12 protein-coding genes are annotated in these 15331 nt (G+C 60.6%); 5 read left to right on the forward strand and 7 right to left on the reverse strand.

Annotated elements, in window-relative coordinates:
• Positions 1-41 precede the first annotated feature (41 nt).
• Positions 42-1730: a M14 family zinc carboxypeptidase gene (locus tag ABNT42_RS02830; RefSeq protein ID WP_348693741.1), complete on the reverse strand. Its 1689-nt coding sequence runs from the start codon at positions 1728-1730 to the stop codon at positions 42-44.
• Positions 1731-1887: 157 nt separating this feature from the next.
• Between ABNT42_RS02830 and ABNT42_RS02835 the strand changes: the two genes are divergently transcribed.
• Entirely contained in the window at positions 1888-2769 is an 882-nt protein-coding gene (locus tag ABNT42_RS02835) for a hypothetical protein (RefSeq protein ID WP_348693744.1), read from the forward strand.
• A gap of 83 nt (positions 2770-2852) precedes the next feature.
• Here the strand turns inward: ABNT42_RS02835 and ABNT42_RS02840 are convergent, their stop codons facing one another.
• The 6 genes from ABNT42_RS02840 to purB form a co-directional block, all read right to left on the reverse strand.
• On the reverse strand, positions 2853-3419 hold the full coding sequence (locus tag ABNT42_RS02840; protein ID WP_348693746.1) for an NAD(P)H-dependent oxidoreductase: 567 nt from the start codon (positions 3417-3419) through the stop codon (positions 2853-2855).
• Between the two features lie 96 nt (positions 3420-3515).
• Positions 3516-5672, reverse strand: a complete 2157-nt coding sequence (locus ABNT42_RS02845) for a S46 family peptidase (RefSeq protein WP_348693749.1) — start codon at positions 5670-5672, stop codon at positions 3516-3518.
• 167 nt (positions 5673-5839) lie between these two features.
• Positions 5840-6406: a YceI family protein gene (locus ABNT42_RS02850; RefSeq protein ID WP_348693752.1), complete on the reverse strand. Its 567-nt coding sequence runs from the start codon at positions 6404-6406 to the stop codon at positions 5840-5842.
• A gap of 21 nt (positions 6407-6427) precedes the next feature.
• Complete coding sequence (locus ABNT42_RS02855; RefSeq protein ID WP_348693755.1) at positions 6428-6979, reverse strand: YceI family protein; 552 nt, start codon at positions 6977-6979, stop codon at positions 6428-6430.
• A 39-nt stretch (positions 6980-7018) separates the two neighbouring features.
• Positions 7019-7540 carry a cytochrome b gene (locus tag ABNT42_RS02860; RefSeq protein ID WP_348693757.1) on the reverse strand — a complete coding sequence of 174 codons (522 nt, stop codon included), beginning with the start codon at positions 7538-7540 and terminating at the stop codon, positions 7019-7021.
• 249 nt (positions 7541-7789) lie between these two features.
• Positions 7790-9166 (reverse strand): adenylosuccinate lyase, encoded by a 1377-nt coding sequence (gene purB, locus ABNT42_RS02865; protein ID WP_348693760.1) that lies wholly within the window; start codon positions 9164-9166, stop codon positions 7790-7792.
• A 124-nt stretch (positions 9167-9290) separates the two neighbouring features.
• Between purB and ABNT42_RS02870 the strand changes: the two genes are divergently transcribed.
• The 4 genes from ABNT42_RS02870 to ABNT42_RS02885 all read left to right on the forward strand — a co-directional run bounded on the left by ABNT42_RS02870 (position 9291) and on the right by ABNT42_RS02885 (position 15330).
• A complete protein-coding gene (locus tag ABNT42_RS02870; protein ID WP_348693762.1) occupies positions 9291-9902 on the forward strand; it encodes a glutathione S-transferase N-terminal domain-containing protein in 612 nt (203 codons plus the stop codon).
• A gap of 1 nt (position 9903) precedes the next feature.
• Positions 9904-10956, forward strand: coding sequence for a LacI family DNA-binding transcriptional regulator (locus ABNT42_RS02875; RefSeq protein WP_348693764.1), 1053 nt, complete (start codon positions 9904-9906; stop codon positions 10954-10956).
• 236 nt (positions 10957-11192) lie between these two features.
• Complete coding sequence (locus ABNT42_RS02880; RefSeq protein ID WP_348693767.1) at positions 11193-13484, forward strand: TonB-dependent receptor; 2292 nt, start codon at positions 11193-11195, stop codon at positions 13482-13484.
• The gene (locus ABNT42_RS02885; RefSeq protein ID WP_348693770.1) at positions 13474-15330 is read left to right on the forward strand and encodes an alpha-amylase family glycosyl hydrolase; all 1857 of its coding nucleotides are present in this window, start codon (positions 13474-13476) and stop codon (positions 15328-15330) included. The genes ABNT42_RS02880 and ABNT42_RS02885 overlap by 11 nt, the downstream gene beginning before the upstream one ends.
• Position 15331: the final 1 nt, after the last annotated feature.

Below are 15331 nucleotides of genomic sequence, written 5' to 3' on the forward strand. Positions count from 1 at the left end.
TTGTGCGCAGAGCGGTGTGCCGCTCTGGTCGTGCTATGACATCAGAAAACTGACAGCACCGGATAGCGGCGCCATTCCGGTTCGGCGTGGCGGGCGCCGTTTTCGAAGATGAAGTCGAGTACTTTGGTCTGGTCGGACAGCAGCTCAGGATGGGCGGCTTTCCATGCTTCGAACTTGGCGTTCAGCTCAGGCTCGGTGGCCAGCATTTCCATCGCCAGATCTTCGAACACGTAGTCGGAATAGGCTTCCTTCTTTTCCAGCACGCTGTTGAAGAAGCCCCAGCGGAAGAACGAGTCGTGGCCTTGCGGTTCCAGCGTCTCGACGGCGTAGCGGGCCTTGTCCTGCTTGAGCGGCACGAAGTAGTCGCCCGGCTGCACGGTAAATCTGCCGGTGCGCGCTTCTACTTCCACTTCGTCGTGGTACATATGGCCTTCGTAGGCATTCGGGCGCGAACGTACGGCTTTGATATGGTAATACTGCGCTTCGATGGTAGAGGCTTCGTCAAAGCGGGCCATTTCTACACCGTTCCATTGCAGGCGTTCGATGGCTTCGCGCCATGCTTGCGGAATCACGTAGCCTTTCGGTGCACGCACGGTGGTGTCGGCCACGAAGCGGTTGTAATAGGCGATGTCCTTTTCCCACGGCTGGCTGCGGTCGTAGGACAGGCGCATGTAGTTACCCAGCTTGCTCGGGCTGCGTACGGCGGCATAGCCTTTGAAGCGGAAGGTCGAAGGCTGGCTTTCGTCCATCTTCCAGTGCACGGTCCATTCGCTGGCAGCGGCGGCCTGTGCGCGGGCTTCGGCACGCAGGGCGCGGATCTGCTCACCGTACTGCACGGTGAAGGCCAGCGTCACGTCGACCAGTGCGCGCATGGATTCGTAGCGGTCCTTGAACGGTTTCAGCATGTGGGTTTCCGGCATGAAGCCGATCACATGGTGCAGGGCGGCGTAGCCGGTCGAGAAGCGCGGCACTTCGAGGAATTCGGCGATGCCGTCATCCGGCGAGTCCTTGACCGGATTGACGTAAGGGCAGGTAGGCCAGCCACGGGCTTCCATCTGGGTGTAGATGTGCGGCAGCATGGTCTCGCGCAGGAACGGGCCCAGACCGTAGCCCAGTTTGTCCGCCTGGGTGTGGATCAGCGTCATGGTGTACGGGTAGTCGGCACCGTTGGAGGTGTGGGTATCGACCATCACATCCGGATCCCAGCTGGTCAGCAGCTGGTTGAAGATTTGCGCGTTGAGCGTGTCGCATTTGACGAAGTCGCGGTTCAGATCGAGGTGGCGGCTGTTGCCGCGGAAGCCGAACTGCTCGGGGCCGTCCTGATTTACGCGCGAAGTATTGGCGCGGTTGTGGGCGCCATCGACGTTGTACAGCGGGACGAACAGCAGCACGGTTTTACCCAGTGCGGCCAGCAGTTCCGGCTGGTAGCACAGGTCGCGCACCATGGCCATGCAGGCATCCACGCCTTCCGGTTCGCCCGGATGGATGCCGTTATTGTTGAAGAATACGGGACGGCCCGTGGCCTTGATGATGTTGCGGTCGAATTCGCCGTCTGCGCTCACCACGCCGGCGTGCACTGGAATGCCGCCATCGGAAACGCCGATCTGCTCGAAACGCAGCACTTGCGGGAAACGCTGGGCCAGCGTCTGGTAGAACGCGATGCATTCCGACCACAAGGTGGTTTGATTCTGATTGCCTAATTCGTAGGGCGTGGGCATTTCTGGGTGCATGGCAGGTCTGGATCTCGGGGTGGTGGGAAAAAACGCGCTGGTCCGCCTTGTGAGCGGGAAGTAGCGCTGCTGCGGGCGGAATTGTATCATTCGTGCCCACTTTTTGAGCGATAGCAGGACACATAGCGGGCAAGATTGCCGCACTTCAATATTTACTGTGCGTCCCCGTGCTGTACTGGCGTTCTGGTTTAACAAGGAGCGCATGATGGGCAGGCTAGGACAAGTGCTGATGGGGTGGCGCCAGCAGGCGGCGCGTGCTTATGGCTGGCGGGCGCTGGCTGTGCTGGCGCTGCTGGTATTCGGCTGCCGTCTGGGTGTGGCACAGGTGGGGCCGCGTTATGTGCTCGCGCTGGAGGGGGCGGGCGGGGCGGCGGCAGCGGCAGCGAGCGCGGCGGGGCAGGTACAACTGGCGGGCAAGGGGCTGGCGCTGATCAGTTTTCAGGGCTTACGCATACTGGCGCTGGGGGCAGATGCAGAAGCCTATAGCACGGAAGCGATGGCGCATTGGCCGCAGGCCGATTTGCTGGTGCTGACGCCGGCGGCGAGCGGCCGTTATGAGGGCTTTGCGCCGCTGGCCGCGCGTGCTGGGCTGCCGGTGATTGTGGCCGCCCAGCCGCACACGCAGGCCGCTGCACCCGCTGCATCCGCTAGCGTGGCGCAGGCGTCAGGCCTGCTGCCGTCTGCAGCGAAGGCGACGCTGTATCCCATGCAGTTGTGGGACGCGCTGCATCTGAACAAGGGTAAGGTGCGGTTGCGGGTGACGGCTTTGCCGGGCGGCGCCGGTAGCATGGAGCTGGCGGGCTTTATGCTGGATATGGGCAATGGGCGCGCCAGCTATCGGCTGTATCTCAGTTGCCTGCCGCTGGGGCATAGTGAAGCGCAGGTGCTGGCGCAGCGCCTGCCCGGTGCCGATCTGGTTTTGCTGCCGGATCGGCAGGTGCCGCAGGTGCTGGCGCTGCAAGGCCAGCCTGCGGGCAAAAACGCAGCGCCCGCAGCCTTGACGACAGCGGGCCAGCATTTCAAGCCGGTACGGCGCTAAGACGTTTGGGCTGCCAGTGCGGATTAGCAAGTTCTAGACTTTTCTAGACCGTTCTAGACTGTTCTAGACCGATCTAGACCGCTTTAGACTTTGGCAGTTTTCGCGACCCAGGCGGCATAGGTGTCGATGATTTTCTGCAGGAACTGGCGGCTGCTGTCGTTATTGATCTTGCCGTTATCGTCCAGCAGCTTGGTGGCGCCGCCGATATAGGCTTCCGGCTGCTGCAGCAGCGGCATGTCGAGGAACACCATGCACTGGCGCAGATGATGGTTGGCGCCGAAGCCGCCCGTGGCCCCGGGCGAAACGCTGACGATGGCGGCCGGTTTGCCGCTCCAGATGCTGCTGCCATAAGGGCGCGAGCCTACATCGATGGCGTTCTTCAGCGCAGCAGGAACCGAGCGGTTGTATTCGGGCGTGACAAACAGCACGCCGTCCATGCCGGCCATCTGCTGGCGGAAGGTCTGCCATGCCTGCGGTGCGGTAGCGCCGTTTTCTTCCAGATCCTGATTGTAGAGCGGCAGTTCGCCGATTTCGACGATCTGCATAGCCAGCGAGGCGGGCGCCATGGCCATCAGCTCGTGGGCGAATTTGCGGTTGATGGAATCTTTACGCAGGCTACCTACGATCACAGCGATTTTTTTAGCGGACATGGCAACTCCTCTCGGGGTGGAAGGGAAGCGCCATCTTAGCGCAAAAAAAACCACGCTGCGTTGCCGGAGCGTGGTTTCGGTGACAGCCTGTCAGGCTTATTCTGCGTTCATTTCTTTCAGCAGATTGTCAGCGTGGTCGACGTGCTTCATGTTCCACAGGATGTAACGCAGGTCCACCTGAATGTCGCGGGTGTTGGCCTTGTTGAAGTCCCAGTCGGAAATGATGGAATCGAGCGTGCCGTCAAAGGCCAGACCGATCCACTCGCCTTTGGCGTTCAGCGCGGCCGAACCGGAGTTACCGCCGGTGATGTCCAGCGTCGCCAGATACGCAACCGGTACCGATTTCAGGATAGGGTCGACGTATTTGCCGAAGTCCTTGGCCTTGATGGCAGCCAGCTGGGCTTTCGGTGCGTTGAACTCGCCTTCGCCGGTGGCTTTGGCAGCGACGCCCTCCACGGTGGTGAAGGCTTTCCAGGTGGTGCCGTCGGCGCCGTGGTCACGACCGGCGATCTTGCCGAAGGTGACGCGCAGGGTGCCGTTTGCATCCGGATACACTGCCTGACCTTTGCTCTGCATGAAGGCGATTTTGGCTTTCATGTAGTTGGCATAAGCCTGCTGCAGCTTGCCGCCCAGTTCTTCCTCTTCCGCTTCTTCTTTCATGCCTGGCTCGTACAGGGCCACGGCAGCCTGAATGAAGGCGTCGTTGCTGGCTTTGAACTCGGCCGGGGTTTTGCCGATCCAGCTAGCGCGTTCGGCGGCGTCACCCAGTTTGCTGCCGGCGTAGAGTTTTTCCAGTGCGGCCTGCAGTTCTGCTTTGCTCATGCCATCCTTGATGCCGATGACGGCGTCAAAGGCTGCGCTGCGCTGGGCGGCTGGCTGGGCAGCGTATTTGCTCAGGCTATTCATCACCAGTGCCTGATCGACTTTCTCGTCATAGTTACGCACCAGTGCTGCCACCGACGCTTTGATACGTGGCACATCGCGCACCTGATAGCCAGCTTTGCGCTCGGCATCCGGCTTGGTGTTCTCGTTGGCCAGACGGTACAGCATGCGTGCGGTGTTCAGCAGGCGTGGCTTGGACGAGGACAGGAAGTAATCGCGCTGGGTTTCTGCGTCGCGCTGTGCGATCAGTTTTTCTACCAGTTCGATGTCGCCAGCATATTCCGCTTTGCGCGCAGGGTTGGCGTTGATCCAGGTTTTCAGTGCTTCGTGCTCGGCGGTTTTACGCTTGAGCATATCGCTGCCAGCGTAGGAGTCCAGCATGCCCTGACGGTTCTTGTAGTAATTGTTGATGCTGGCTACTTGCGAAGCGTATTTGAGGGCGGTGTCCTTGTTGTCCTTGGTGGTGTCGGCGATGATGGCCAGACTTTCCGCCGACGACTTCACGAAGGCAGGGTAGCTCCAGTCGAAGGTGAAGGCCACTTCCGATGGCAGGCGGTGGCGGTTGGTGCGGCCAGGGTAGCCCAGTACCATCACGAAATCGCCTTCTTTGCTGCCTTCCTTGGCCAGCTTCAGGTAGTGCTGCGGAATATAAGGGACGTTGTCCTTGCTGTAGTCGGCGGCTTTGCCGTCCTTGCTCACGTAGGCGCGGTAGAAACCGTAGTCGCCCGTGTGGCGTGGCCACATCCAGTTATCGGTGTCGCCACCGAATTTGCCCACACCCGCTGGTGGCGCGTGCACCAGACGCACGTCGCGGATTTCCAGCTGTTTGATCAGATAGTATTCCAGACCGCCGTAGTAGGACGACACGGTGCAGCGGTGGCCGGCATCCTGTTCGCAGCTCGCCTGTATCGCCTTGATGTTCTTTTCGATTGCGTCGCTACGCTTCTTGCCGCTCAGTTTGGCGACTTCGGCCGTCACCACTTCCTTGCTCACATTGGTCACGGCCTTGGTGACGAAAATGCGGCTGCCCGGTGCGGCTGGCAGTTCTTCACCCAGATTGTGGGCGAGGAAACCGTTGGCCAGCAGATCGCGCTCCGGCGTGGAGTTGTGCGCCACGCTGCCGTACACGCAGTGGTGGTTGGTGGCAACCAGACCTTGCGGCGAAACGAAGGAAGCCGAGCAACCGCCCAGACTGACGATGGCGCCCATGGGGAATTCGGTCAGTTTGGTGAGGGTGGCGGGATCGAGTTTCAGGCCGGCGGCTTTGAGTTGCTTGGCTACTTGTGGCAGCTGCTGCGGCATCCACATGCCTTCATCGGCATGGGCAGCGGTGGCGCTCAGGATGGCGAGCGCGATCAGGGTCTTTTGCATTTTTATCGGATCCTAAAGGGGATAGAGGGCACAACGGCGCGAGTATAGCAAAATCACTTCTGCATGAAACCAATTGAAGTGTTGAATTTTTGTAACAACAAAAAAGGGCAGGGCACGCGCAGTGTGAACTGCGGCGTGACCTGCCCTTGGGCGCACGGAGCGCTGGTTTAGTCGGCTTTGATAGCTTCGATCTGGATGGCCAGACGCACTTCCGGTGCGAACGCTGGCAGACCATAATTCAGACCGAAATCGCTACGTTTGAATTCGGCGATAGCGTTGGCGCCGCACACTTCACGCTTGTAGCGTGGGTGCATGATGCACTTGAAGCGATCGACTTTCAGGCTGACGGGTTTGGTCACGCCCAGCATGGTCAGTTCGCCTTCTACGCCGACCAGCTGATCGCCTTCGAATTTGAAGTTGTTGCTCTTGTAGGTGATGGTGGGGAATTTCTCGACGTTGAACATGTCCGCGTTCTTGGCGTGGCTGTTCATCTTCTCGAAACCGAAGTTGATCGAATCGGCCTGGATGGTGACGTCCAGCGCGCCCGTCTTGGCGGCGCGGTCCATGGTTACGGTGCCGCTGGTCTTGTCGAATTTGCCGCGCCAGGTGGAGAGGCCCATGTGATCCGCTTCAAAGCTGGGGAAAGTGTGCGACGGATCGATGTTGTAGGTAGCAGCGATGGCAGAGGTGGCGCTAGCGGCCAGCAGGGTCGCGATAATCAGCTGTTTTTTCATGCAGTGAGTCTCCTAGGGGGGTTATTGTGCAATCACGTGGAATTTGATGGTGACTTCGTCTGCCACCATGCTGGTGTCTTTCCATTCGCCTTCGCCGATGTTGTAGGTCAGGCGTTTGATGGGCAGGGCACCTTCGAAGACCTGTTTGCCGCCTTCGGTCTTGACGGTGAGCGGGAAGGTCACATCGGCAGTTTTACCTTTGATGGTCAGCTTGCCCGTGACGTTCAGTTTGCCGGCACCGGCGCTCTTGATGGCGCTGGAGACGAAGGTCGCTTTAGGGAACTGGGCCGCGTTGAACCATTCTTTCTTGGTCACTTCCTTGTTGTATTCGGGATCGCCCAGATCGAAGCTGGCGATGTTGATTTCTACGCTGGCCTTGGCGGCGTCCGGCTTGGCGGCATCGTAATCGATGGCGGCGGTGAACTGCTTGAACTTGGCGTCGACCGGCACGTTCATCTGCTTGAAGGTCGCCGTCACGGTGGATTTGGCCGGATCGGTTTTCAGCGCAGCAGCGCTGGCGGCAAGGGTAACGCCCAACAGCGTGACGAGGGCGAGTTTAGGTAAGGTTTTCATGGATAGCTCCAGTGTCGGTATGGGTGTCAGGGTCAAGGTTTAAGGCAGCATGCGTTTCAGGGTGTCGTCGCGGTCGATCAGATGGTGCTTGATCGCTGCCAGCGCATGCGCCAGCACGGCGCCTGCCATGGTCATGGTCAGAACATAGTGAACGGTCTTTAAAACGGGCTTAAGTGCAGGATCGGGGCCGATCACGGCCGGCATCTGGAACAGGCCCAGATACACCACGGGTACGCCGGCCGCATAGCTATACAGATAGCCGGAGATAGGCACGGCGAACATCAGCAGATACAGCAGATGGTGCATGCCTTCGGCCGCCGCATGCTGCCAGCGTGGCATAGGCAAGGCTGCCGGCGGCTTATTACGCAGGCGCCACAGCAGACGGATGGCGGCCAGACCCAGCACCGTCACGCCCAGCCATTTATGCCAGGAGAAGTATTTGAGTTTGGTCGGGGTAAAGCCGGGAATATCGACCATGGTCACGCCGAGCAAGAAGGCGGCGATGATCAGTAGCGCAATCAGCCAGTGCAGGGCGATGGCAGTCTTGGTGTAGCGTTGCATAGCAGTCACTCCGGAAATAGTACGTGTTAGGACTAATATACCAAAGAAATGCGCAACGTGCAGAAGACCCCCATTTCGGGGTCAGGTCGGGCAAAGGGACAGACTGAACAGTTGCCCCGCTGCCCGACCTGACACCTGCACTTTGCCCGACCTGACCCCGCAAAAGAAAAGCCCCCGCAACGGTGGTCGCGGGGGCTAGTGTATAGCAAGTTGTTGCCGGAATTGCTATCCGGCAGTGCAAATGCTGGCTTAGATGGCTTTAGCCAGCTGGGCGGCGATACCCGTGTAGTTGGCTGGGGTCATCTGCAGCAGCAGGTCTTTGGCTTCTTGCGGAATCGCCAGACCGGTGATGAATTCGCGCAGCGCGTCTTTGGAGATGCCTTTGCCGCGGGTCAGCTCTTTCAGCTGCTCGTACGGGTTGGCGATGCCGTAGCGGCGCATCACGGTCTGCACGGGCTCGGCCAGCACTTCCCAGTTGGCATCCAGATCGGCTTCCAGACGCTGCGGGTTGACTTCCAGCTTGTTCAGGCCGCGCAGGCAGCTATCGTAGGCCAGCAGGGTGTAGCCCAGACCGACGCCGATGTTGCGCAGCACGGTGGAATCGGTCAGGTCGCGCTGCATGCGCGAGACGGGCAGTTTTTCCGACAGGTGCTTCAGCACGGCGTTGGCCAGACCCAGATTGCCTTCCGAGTTTTCGAAGTCGATCGGGTTGACTTTGTGCGGCATGGTGGACGAACCGATTTCGCCTGCTTTCAGCTTCTGCTTGAAGTAGCCCAGCGAGACATAGCTCCAGATGTCGCGGTTCAGGTCCAGCAGGATGGTGTTGGCGCGGGCGAAGGCGTCGAACAGTTCGGCCATGTAGTCGTGCGGTTCGATCTGGATGGTGTACGGGTTGAACACCAGACCCAGACGCTGCTCGATCACGGCTTGCGAGAACGCTGGCCAGTCGAACGCTGGGTAGGCCGACAGGTGGGCGTTGTAGTTACCCACGGCGCCGTTCATTTTGCCGAGAATTTCCACTTGCTCGATGCGCACGATGGCGCGCTGCAGACGGGCCACCACGTTGGCCATCTCTTTGCCCAGCGTAGTCGGGCTGGCGGTCTGGCCATGGGTGCGCGACAGCATAGGCAGGTCGGCGTTGGCCAGCGCGATTTCTTTGAGCTTGGCGGTAACGTTGCGCAGCGCTGGCAGCATGACCTGATCACGCGCCGCTTTCAGCATCATGCCGTGCGAGGTGTTGTTGATGTCTTCCGAGGTGCAGGCGAAGTGGATGAACTCCGACGCGGCCACCAGTTCCGGCACGTCTTTAACCTGTTCCTTGAGCCAGTATTCCACGGCTTTCACGTCGTGGTTGGTGACGGCTTCGATTTCCTTGATGCGCGCCGCATCTTTTTCGCTGAAGTCGCTGGCCAGCTTGTCCAGCAGGGCATTGCCGGCCGCCGAGAAGGGCTGGATTTCGGCAAAACCGGCTTGCGACAGTGCTTGCAGCCAGGAAATTTCTACTTTGACGCGGTGGTGCATGAAGCCGGCTTCCGACAGGATGGGGCGCAGCAGATCGGTTTTGCCGGCGTAGCGGCCATCGAGCGGCGACAGGGCCGACAGCGTGGAGTAAGGAGTAGTGGTCATGGTGGACTAGGCGGGAGTTAAAAGAAAGCCAACAACGCGTGATGCGAAAAGCGTGATTTTACCACTCGCCGCCGCCCCAGCCGCCGATGTTATACTGAAGTCTGATCGACCACTTTAAGCATCTATGAAACTTATCGGTTCCCTCGCCAGTCCTTATGTGCGCAAAGTGCGCGTGGTGCTGGCAGAAAAAAAGCTGGATTACCAGTTTGTGCTGGAAAACGTGTGGGCGGCCGACACCACCATCAACCAGCTCAATCCGCTGGGCAAGGTGCCTAGCCTGATCATGGAAGATGGCGACGTGCTGATCGATTCGCGCGTCATGGTGGAGTATCTCGATACCCTGACGCCTGTGTGCAAATTGCTGCCACCCAACGGCCGCGAACGGGCCGATATCAAGTGCTGGGAAGCGCTGGCCGATGGCGTGCTCGATGCGGCGATACTGGTGCGGCTGGAACGTACCCAGCGTCCGCCCGAGCTGCAGAGCGAGCAGTGGGTAGAGCGCCAGATGCTGAAAGTGCACAACGGTCTGGAAGTGGTGGCGGCGCGGCTGGGCGAATCGGCGTATTGCGCCGGCATTCATTATTCGCTGGCCGACGTGGCGGTAGGGTGTATGCTGGGCTGGCTCAGTTTCCGTTTCCCGGAAATTGACTGGCGTGGCAGCCATCCGAATCTGGCGCGGCTGTACGACAAGCTGTCCGAACGTCCATCCTTCAAGGATACTGTGCCACAAGCCTAAGATGAGTGAACCAACGCCACCGGAAGTATCGAGTACGCCCACCCAGCAGCGCCTGCAGATGGCCGATATTGCGCGGCTGGCCGGCGTATCGACTTCCACCGTGTCGCGCGCGCTGGCTGGCAGCAAGCTGGTCAACGAGGAAACCCGCACCCGCATCATGGAGCTGGCGCGTTCGCTCAAGTACACCATCAATATCGGGGCGCAGAATCTGCGCCTGAAACAGAACCGCACCATCGGTGTGGTGATTCCGTATGACTCGGCCACGCGCCAGCATCTGTCCGATCCGTTCTTCCTGTCCATGCTCGGTAGTCTGGCCGATGCGCTGACGGAGCAGGGCTTCGACATGCTGGTGTCGCGCGTCGATGCGGAAGAACTCGATGCGGCTGCGGCGCCGTTCGATACGGGCCGCGTGATCGGCATCGTGCTGATCGGCCAGTGGCGCCATCATGATCAGTTAAATCAACTGGCGGCGCGCCATGTGCCCATCGTTGTATGGGGCGCGCAACTACCGCAGCAGCTGTATTGCACCGTTGGCGGCGACAATGTCTCGGGCGGCGATCTGGCCGTCAGCCATCTGCTGCAGCAGGGGCGCCAGCGTATCGCCTTCTTCGGCGATATCAATCTGCCCGAAGTGGGGCAGCGTTACGAAGGTTATTGTCAGGCGCTGCAACGGACCGGCATGCCTATCGATCCGGCGCTGCAGGTGTCGGTGGCCTTCCTGCCCGATAGCGGCCGGCAGGCGGTGCAGGAACTGCTGCGGCGCGAAGTGCGCTTCGATGCGATCTTTGCCGGCAGCGACTTGCTGGCCATGACGGCGATTAACACGCTGCGCACCCACGGGCTGGAAGTGCCGCGCCAGATCGCCGTAGTGGGCTACGACGATATCGAGCTATCGACTTATTTCCACCCGCCACTGACGACCATACGCCAGCCTATCCGCGCGGCCGGCCGCGCGCTGGTGGCTTCGCTGCTGGAACTGATAGAAGGCCGTCCGGCCCCGTCCTTACAGCTGCCGACCCAGTTAATGGCGCGCGAAAGCAGCGCCACTGTCTGATTTATGCAACCGATTGCATAAATTTTCTGCTGCGCTGCAATATAAATAGTTTTGTTACATAGGGCTACAGCCCTTGATTCTGGCCGCTTTCACTGTTGGAAAAAGCGCGTCTGCGGCTTGTTGCAATGCGTAATGCAATCGATTGCATTAATTTTTGAATCGGCCCATAATGAATCACCTGCTCAGCAAATGTGCAGAGCGAATTCGACCATCACAACGACGATACTGGAGACAAAATGGATACTCGCACTTTCAAACTGTGCGGCATGGCTGCCGCTGTTGCTACCGCTGTCCTGCACATGGCCGGCGCCCACGCCGACGACGCCACCCCGTCGAATGACGGCCTGAATATGGAACGCGTGGTGGTGACGGGTAGTGCGACCGGTTCGTCGAAAATGAAAACCAGTGTCTCCATCAGTACCGTGGAAGCCGATGTGATCAAGAACGGCGCGCCGCTGAGCGCCGCCGAAGTGCTGCGCTCGGTGCCGGGCGTGCGTTCGGAATCGTCGGGCGGTGAAGGTAATGCCAACATCACCGTGCGCGGCGTGCCGATTTCCGCCGGCGGTGCACGCTACGTGCAGATGCAGGAAGATGGTCTGCCGGTGCTGCAGTCGGGCGATTTCAACTTCATCACGCCAGATAGCTACATCAAGATCGACGGTACGCTGGATCACCTCGAAGTGGTGCGCGGCGGTTCGGCTTCCACCATGGCCACCAATGCGCCGGGCGGCATCATTAACTTCATCAGCAAAACCGGTGAGGAGAAGGGCGGCCATATCGGCGTCAGCCGCGGCCTCGGCTACGACGAAACCCGTCTCGACTTCGACTATGGCGCACCGATCTCGGACAAGACCCGCTTCTTCATCGGCGGTAGCTACCGCACGGGCGAAGGCGTGCGCAACACCGGCATGAAGACGGAAGACGGCGGCCAGATCCGCGGCAACATTACCCACCAACTGGATAATGGCTATATCCGCCTGTCGTTCAAGCACCTTGATGACAAAGCCCCGACCGCACTGCCAGTGCCAGTACAGGTGGTCAACAAGAAAATACAGGAACTGCCGGGCATCGATCCGCGCACGGTTTCGTTCTACTCGCCGTACTGGGTGCGTGATGTCTCGCTGGGCAAGAACAATGCACCTGTCACCACCAACGTCAACGACGGCCTGAAAGTAAAGAGCGATTCCATCGGGCTGGAAGGCTCGTTCGATCTGGGCGATGGCTGGAACCTGACCGACAAATTCCGTACCTCCAGCAATACCGGCCGCTTCGCCGGTGTGTTCCCGGCCAATAACGGCACGGTCGGCACGTACACCTTCGCCACTGGCCCGAACAAAGGCCAGACCTACAAGGGCCGTGCCATTTCGGCCGTGGTGTTCAACACCTCGATCGACGATGCCGGCAACACCCTCAACGACAGCAAACTGAGCAAGACTTTCGCGCTGGCCGATGGCAGCAAGCTGACCACCACGGCCGGCCTGTACCTGTCGACCCAGAAGCTGGGCCTGACGTGGAACTTCAACGAATACCTGCTGCAGGCTAGCGGCGACAAACCGGCACTGCTGAAAACTGCCAGCAGCACGCCCGGTCTGGTTGGTCCGGCATGGGGTGGCTGCTGCTCGCGCGCCGTGGACATGGAATACAAACTCACTTCGCCTTACCTGAACGTGGGCTATGAAGTGGGCGCACTGAATGTGGATGCCAGCGTCCGTCAGGATCGCCAGACCGCCAGCGGCACGGCCAACATCGCCACCCTGAGCAACGGCAGCCAGCACTACGACGCCGCCACCATGCAGCTGGTGGACTACAAGATGAACCACAATTCGTACTCGGTGGGTGGTAACTACCGCATTACGAATAATCTGGCCGCGTTTGCCCGCGTCAGCGACGGTGTGGCCTTCAATGCTGACCGTATCCTGTTCGGCACCCCGCTCGATGGCAGCGCACCGATCAACATCAACACCGTCAAGCAGATCGAAGGCGGCGTGAAGTGGCGTAGCGGCGGCATCTCGACCTTCGTGACCGTGTTCCAGGCCAAGACCGACGAGAGTAACTACGAAGCCACCACCCAGAAGAGCACCTCCAACAAGTACGACGCCAAGGGTGTGGAACTGGAAGGCGCCTACTCGGCAGGCGGCTTCCGCGTGACGGGCGGTCTGACCTACACCGATGCCAAGATCGTCGGCACGGCAGCAGCGGATGTGGCGAATATCGGCAACACCCCACGCCGTCAGGCCAAGGTGGTGTACCAGATCATGCCTAGCTACGATTTCGGCGCGGCCACCGTGGGTGCTAGCCTGATCGGCACCGGCAAGTCGTGGGGCGATGATGCGCACACCATCGAGATGGATGGCTATCAAGTGGTGAATGCTTTCGTCAACTACCGTCTGTCGCCTAAGACCACGCTGTCGTTCAGCGTCAACAACCTGTTTAACAAGATCGGCTACACCGAAGTGGAAGGCGACGGCCATGCCGCCCGCTCGATCAACGGCCGTGCCGCCAAAGTTGGCCTGACTTATGCCTTCTAATGTAATGACGGACCGCCTGCTGGCGGTTCTGCCTGAAACGCTGCGGCCGCAAGCGGCCCAGCGGCTGGCAGCAGCGGAACCTACGCTGCGCCGGCTGCTGGCCGGCCTGTACGGCGAGCGCGCTGATTTCGACAGCTGGTATGGCGCGCTGCTGGCCAGTCTGGGCACGCTGTATGCAGCCCGTCCGGCGGCCCTGCAGGCACTCGATACGCAGCGTGCAGCGCAGCCGGACTGGTTCCTCAGCCAGCAGATGCTGGGCTACTGCACTTACGTGAATAATTTCGGCGGCACGCTGAACGGAGTACGCGAACAGATTCCGTATCTGCAGGAACTGGGCGTGCACTATCTGCACCTGCTGCCTTTCCTGCGCGCGCGTGCAGGCGAAAACGATGGCGGATTTGCCGTCACCAGCTTCGATGATGTGGAACCGGCGCTGGGCAACAACGCCGATCTGGAAGCGCTGACCACGGCGCTGCGCGCTGCCGGCATCAGCCTGTGTTCCGACTTTATCCTTAACCACGTGGCCGATGACCATGTGTGGGCGCAGGCCGCCAAGGCTGGTGATGCCGAGGCGCGGGCGATGTTCCACATCTACCCCGACCGCAGCATGCCGGACCAGTACGAAGCGACGCTGGGACAGGTGTTCCCGCAAGTGGCACCGGGTAACTTCAGTCATGTGGCGGCGGCCGGTGGCTGGGTCTGGACCACCTTCTACCCGTATCAGTGGGACCTCAACTACGCCAATCCAGCCGTGTTTGCGGAAATGGCGCAGGCTTTGCTGCGGCTGGCCAATCGCGGGGTGGAAGTGTTCCGCCTCGACTCCACCGCTTTCCTGTGGAAGCGCGTGGGCACGAACAGCATGAACCAGCCGGAAGCACACCAGTTGCTGCAGGCGCTGCGCGCCATCGTCGACATCGTCGCGCCGGGTGTGCTGCTGAAGGCCGAAGCGATTGTACCCACGCGCGAATTGCCGGCCTATCTCGGTAGCGCTAACGCGGCCGAATGCCATATTGCCTATCACAGCAGCCTGATGGCGGCGGGCTGGGTGGGACTGGCCGAACAGAATACCGAAGTACTGCGCGCCGTGATCGCGCATACGCCAGCGCTGCCGCCGGCCGCCACTTGGCTCAGCTATGTGCGCTGCCATGACGATATCGGCTGGAATGTGCTGCGCGCCGAAGCGGGCGCTGAGAGTGCGCAGCGGCTGGCGCGGGTGGCGCGCTTCTTCAGCGGCGCGGAAGGCAGTTATGCCCGTGGCGCTGCGTTCCAGAGCAGCGACCCGAATGCCGCCCACGGCAGCAACGGCATGGCCGCGGCGCTGACGGGGTTGCAGTCGGCCCAGACCGAACAGGAACGCGAACTGGCCATGCGCCGCATGCTGCTGCTGCATGGTCTGGCGCTGAGCTTCGGTGCGCTGCCCGTGCTGTACATGGGCGACGAACTGGCGATGGAGAACGACGAGAGCTATCTGCAGCGGCCGCAGCATGCGATGGATAGCCGCTGGCTGCAGCGGCCCCGCTTCGACCGTCAGCGCTGGCAGCAGCGCCACGATGGCGCCACGCCGGCGGGCCGCATGTATCAGGCGCTGACGGCGCTGGTGCGGACACGTCAGGCCCATGCGGCGCTGGCGGCCCATGCGCCGCGCACTCTGCTGGCCGATGCGCCAGCCGCTGTGCTGGCGCTGGCACGCGGCGAGCGCTTCCGCGCGCTGATGAACTTCAGCGCTATCGAACAGCATTACACGCTGGCGGGACGCTGGACTGATTGCATCAGTGGCAGCATACTGGGCGGCACAATTACGCTGGCGCCGTATGCGCTGCACTGGCTGGAACGCGGAGACGAATAAG

The sequence above is a fragment of the Duganella fentianensis genome, assembly GCF_964031615.1.
Lineage (GTDB): Bacteria > Pseudomonadota > Gammaproteobacteria > Burkholderiales > Burkholderiaceae_D > Rugamonas > Rugamonas fentianensis_A.

Coding starts and splice junctions, on each gene's coding strand:
- ABNT42_RS02875 (WP_348693764.1), top strand. CDS start 9,904: ATGAGTGAACCAACGCCACCGGAAGTATCGAGTACGCCCACCCAGCAG.
- ABNT42_RS02870 (WP_348693762.1), top strand. CDS start 9,291: ATGAAACTTATCGGTTCCCTCGCCAGTCCTTATGTGCGCAAAGTGCGC.
- ABNT42_RS02860 (WP_348693757.1), bottom strand. CDS start 7,540: ATGCAACGCTACACCAAGACTGCCATCGCCCTGCACTGGCTGATTGCG.
- ABNT42_RS02840 (WP_348693746.1), bottom strand. CDS start 3,419: ATGTCCGCTAAAAAAATCGCTGTGATCGTAGGTAGCCTGCGTAAAGAT.
- ABNT42_RS02855 (WP_348693755.1), bottom strand. CDS start 6,979: ATGAAAACCTTACCTAAACTCGCCCTCGTCACGCTGTTGGGCGTTACC.
- ABNT42_RS02850 (WP_348693752.1), bottom strand. CDS start 6,406: ATGAAAAAACAGCTGATTATCGCGACCCTGCTGGCCGCTAGCGCCACC.
- ABNT42_RS02885 (WP_348693770.1), top strand. CDS start 13,474: ATGCCTTCTAATGTAATGACGGACCGCCTGCTGGCGGTTCTGCCTGAA.
- ABNT42_RS02845 (WP_348693749.1), bottom strand. CDS start 5,672: ATGCAAAAGACCCTGATCGCGCTCGCCATCCTGAGCGCCACCGCTGCC.
- ABNT42_RS02830 (WP_348693741.1), bottom strand. CDS start 1,730: ATGCACCCAGAAATGCCCACGCCCTACGAATTAGGCAATCAGAATCAA.
- ABNT42_RS02880 (WP_348693767.1), top strand. CDS start 11,193: ATGGATACTCGCACTTTCAAACTGTGCGGCATGGCTGCCGCTGTTGCT.
- purB (WP_348693760.1), bottom strand. CDS start 9,166: ATGACCACTACTCCTTACTCCACGCTGTCGGCCCTGTCGCCGCTCGAT.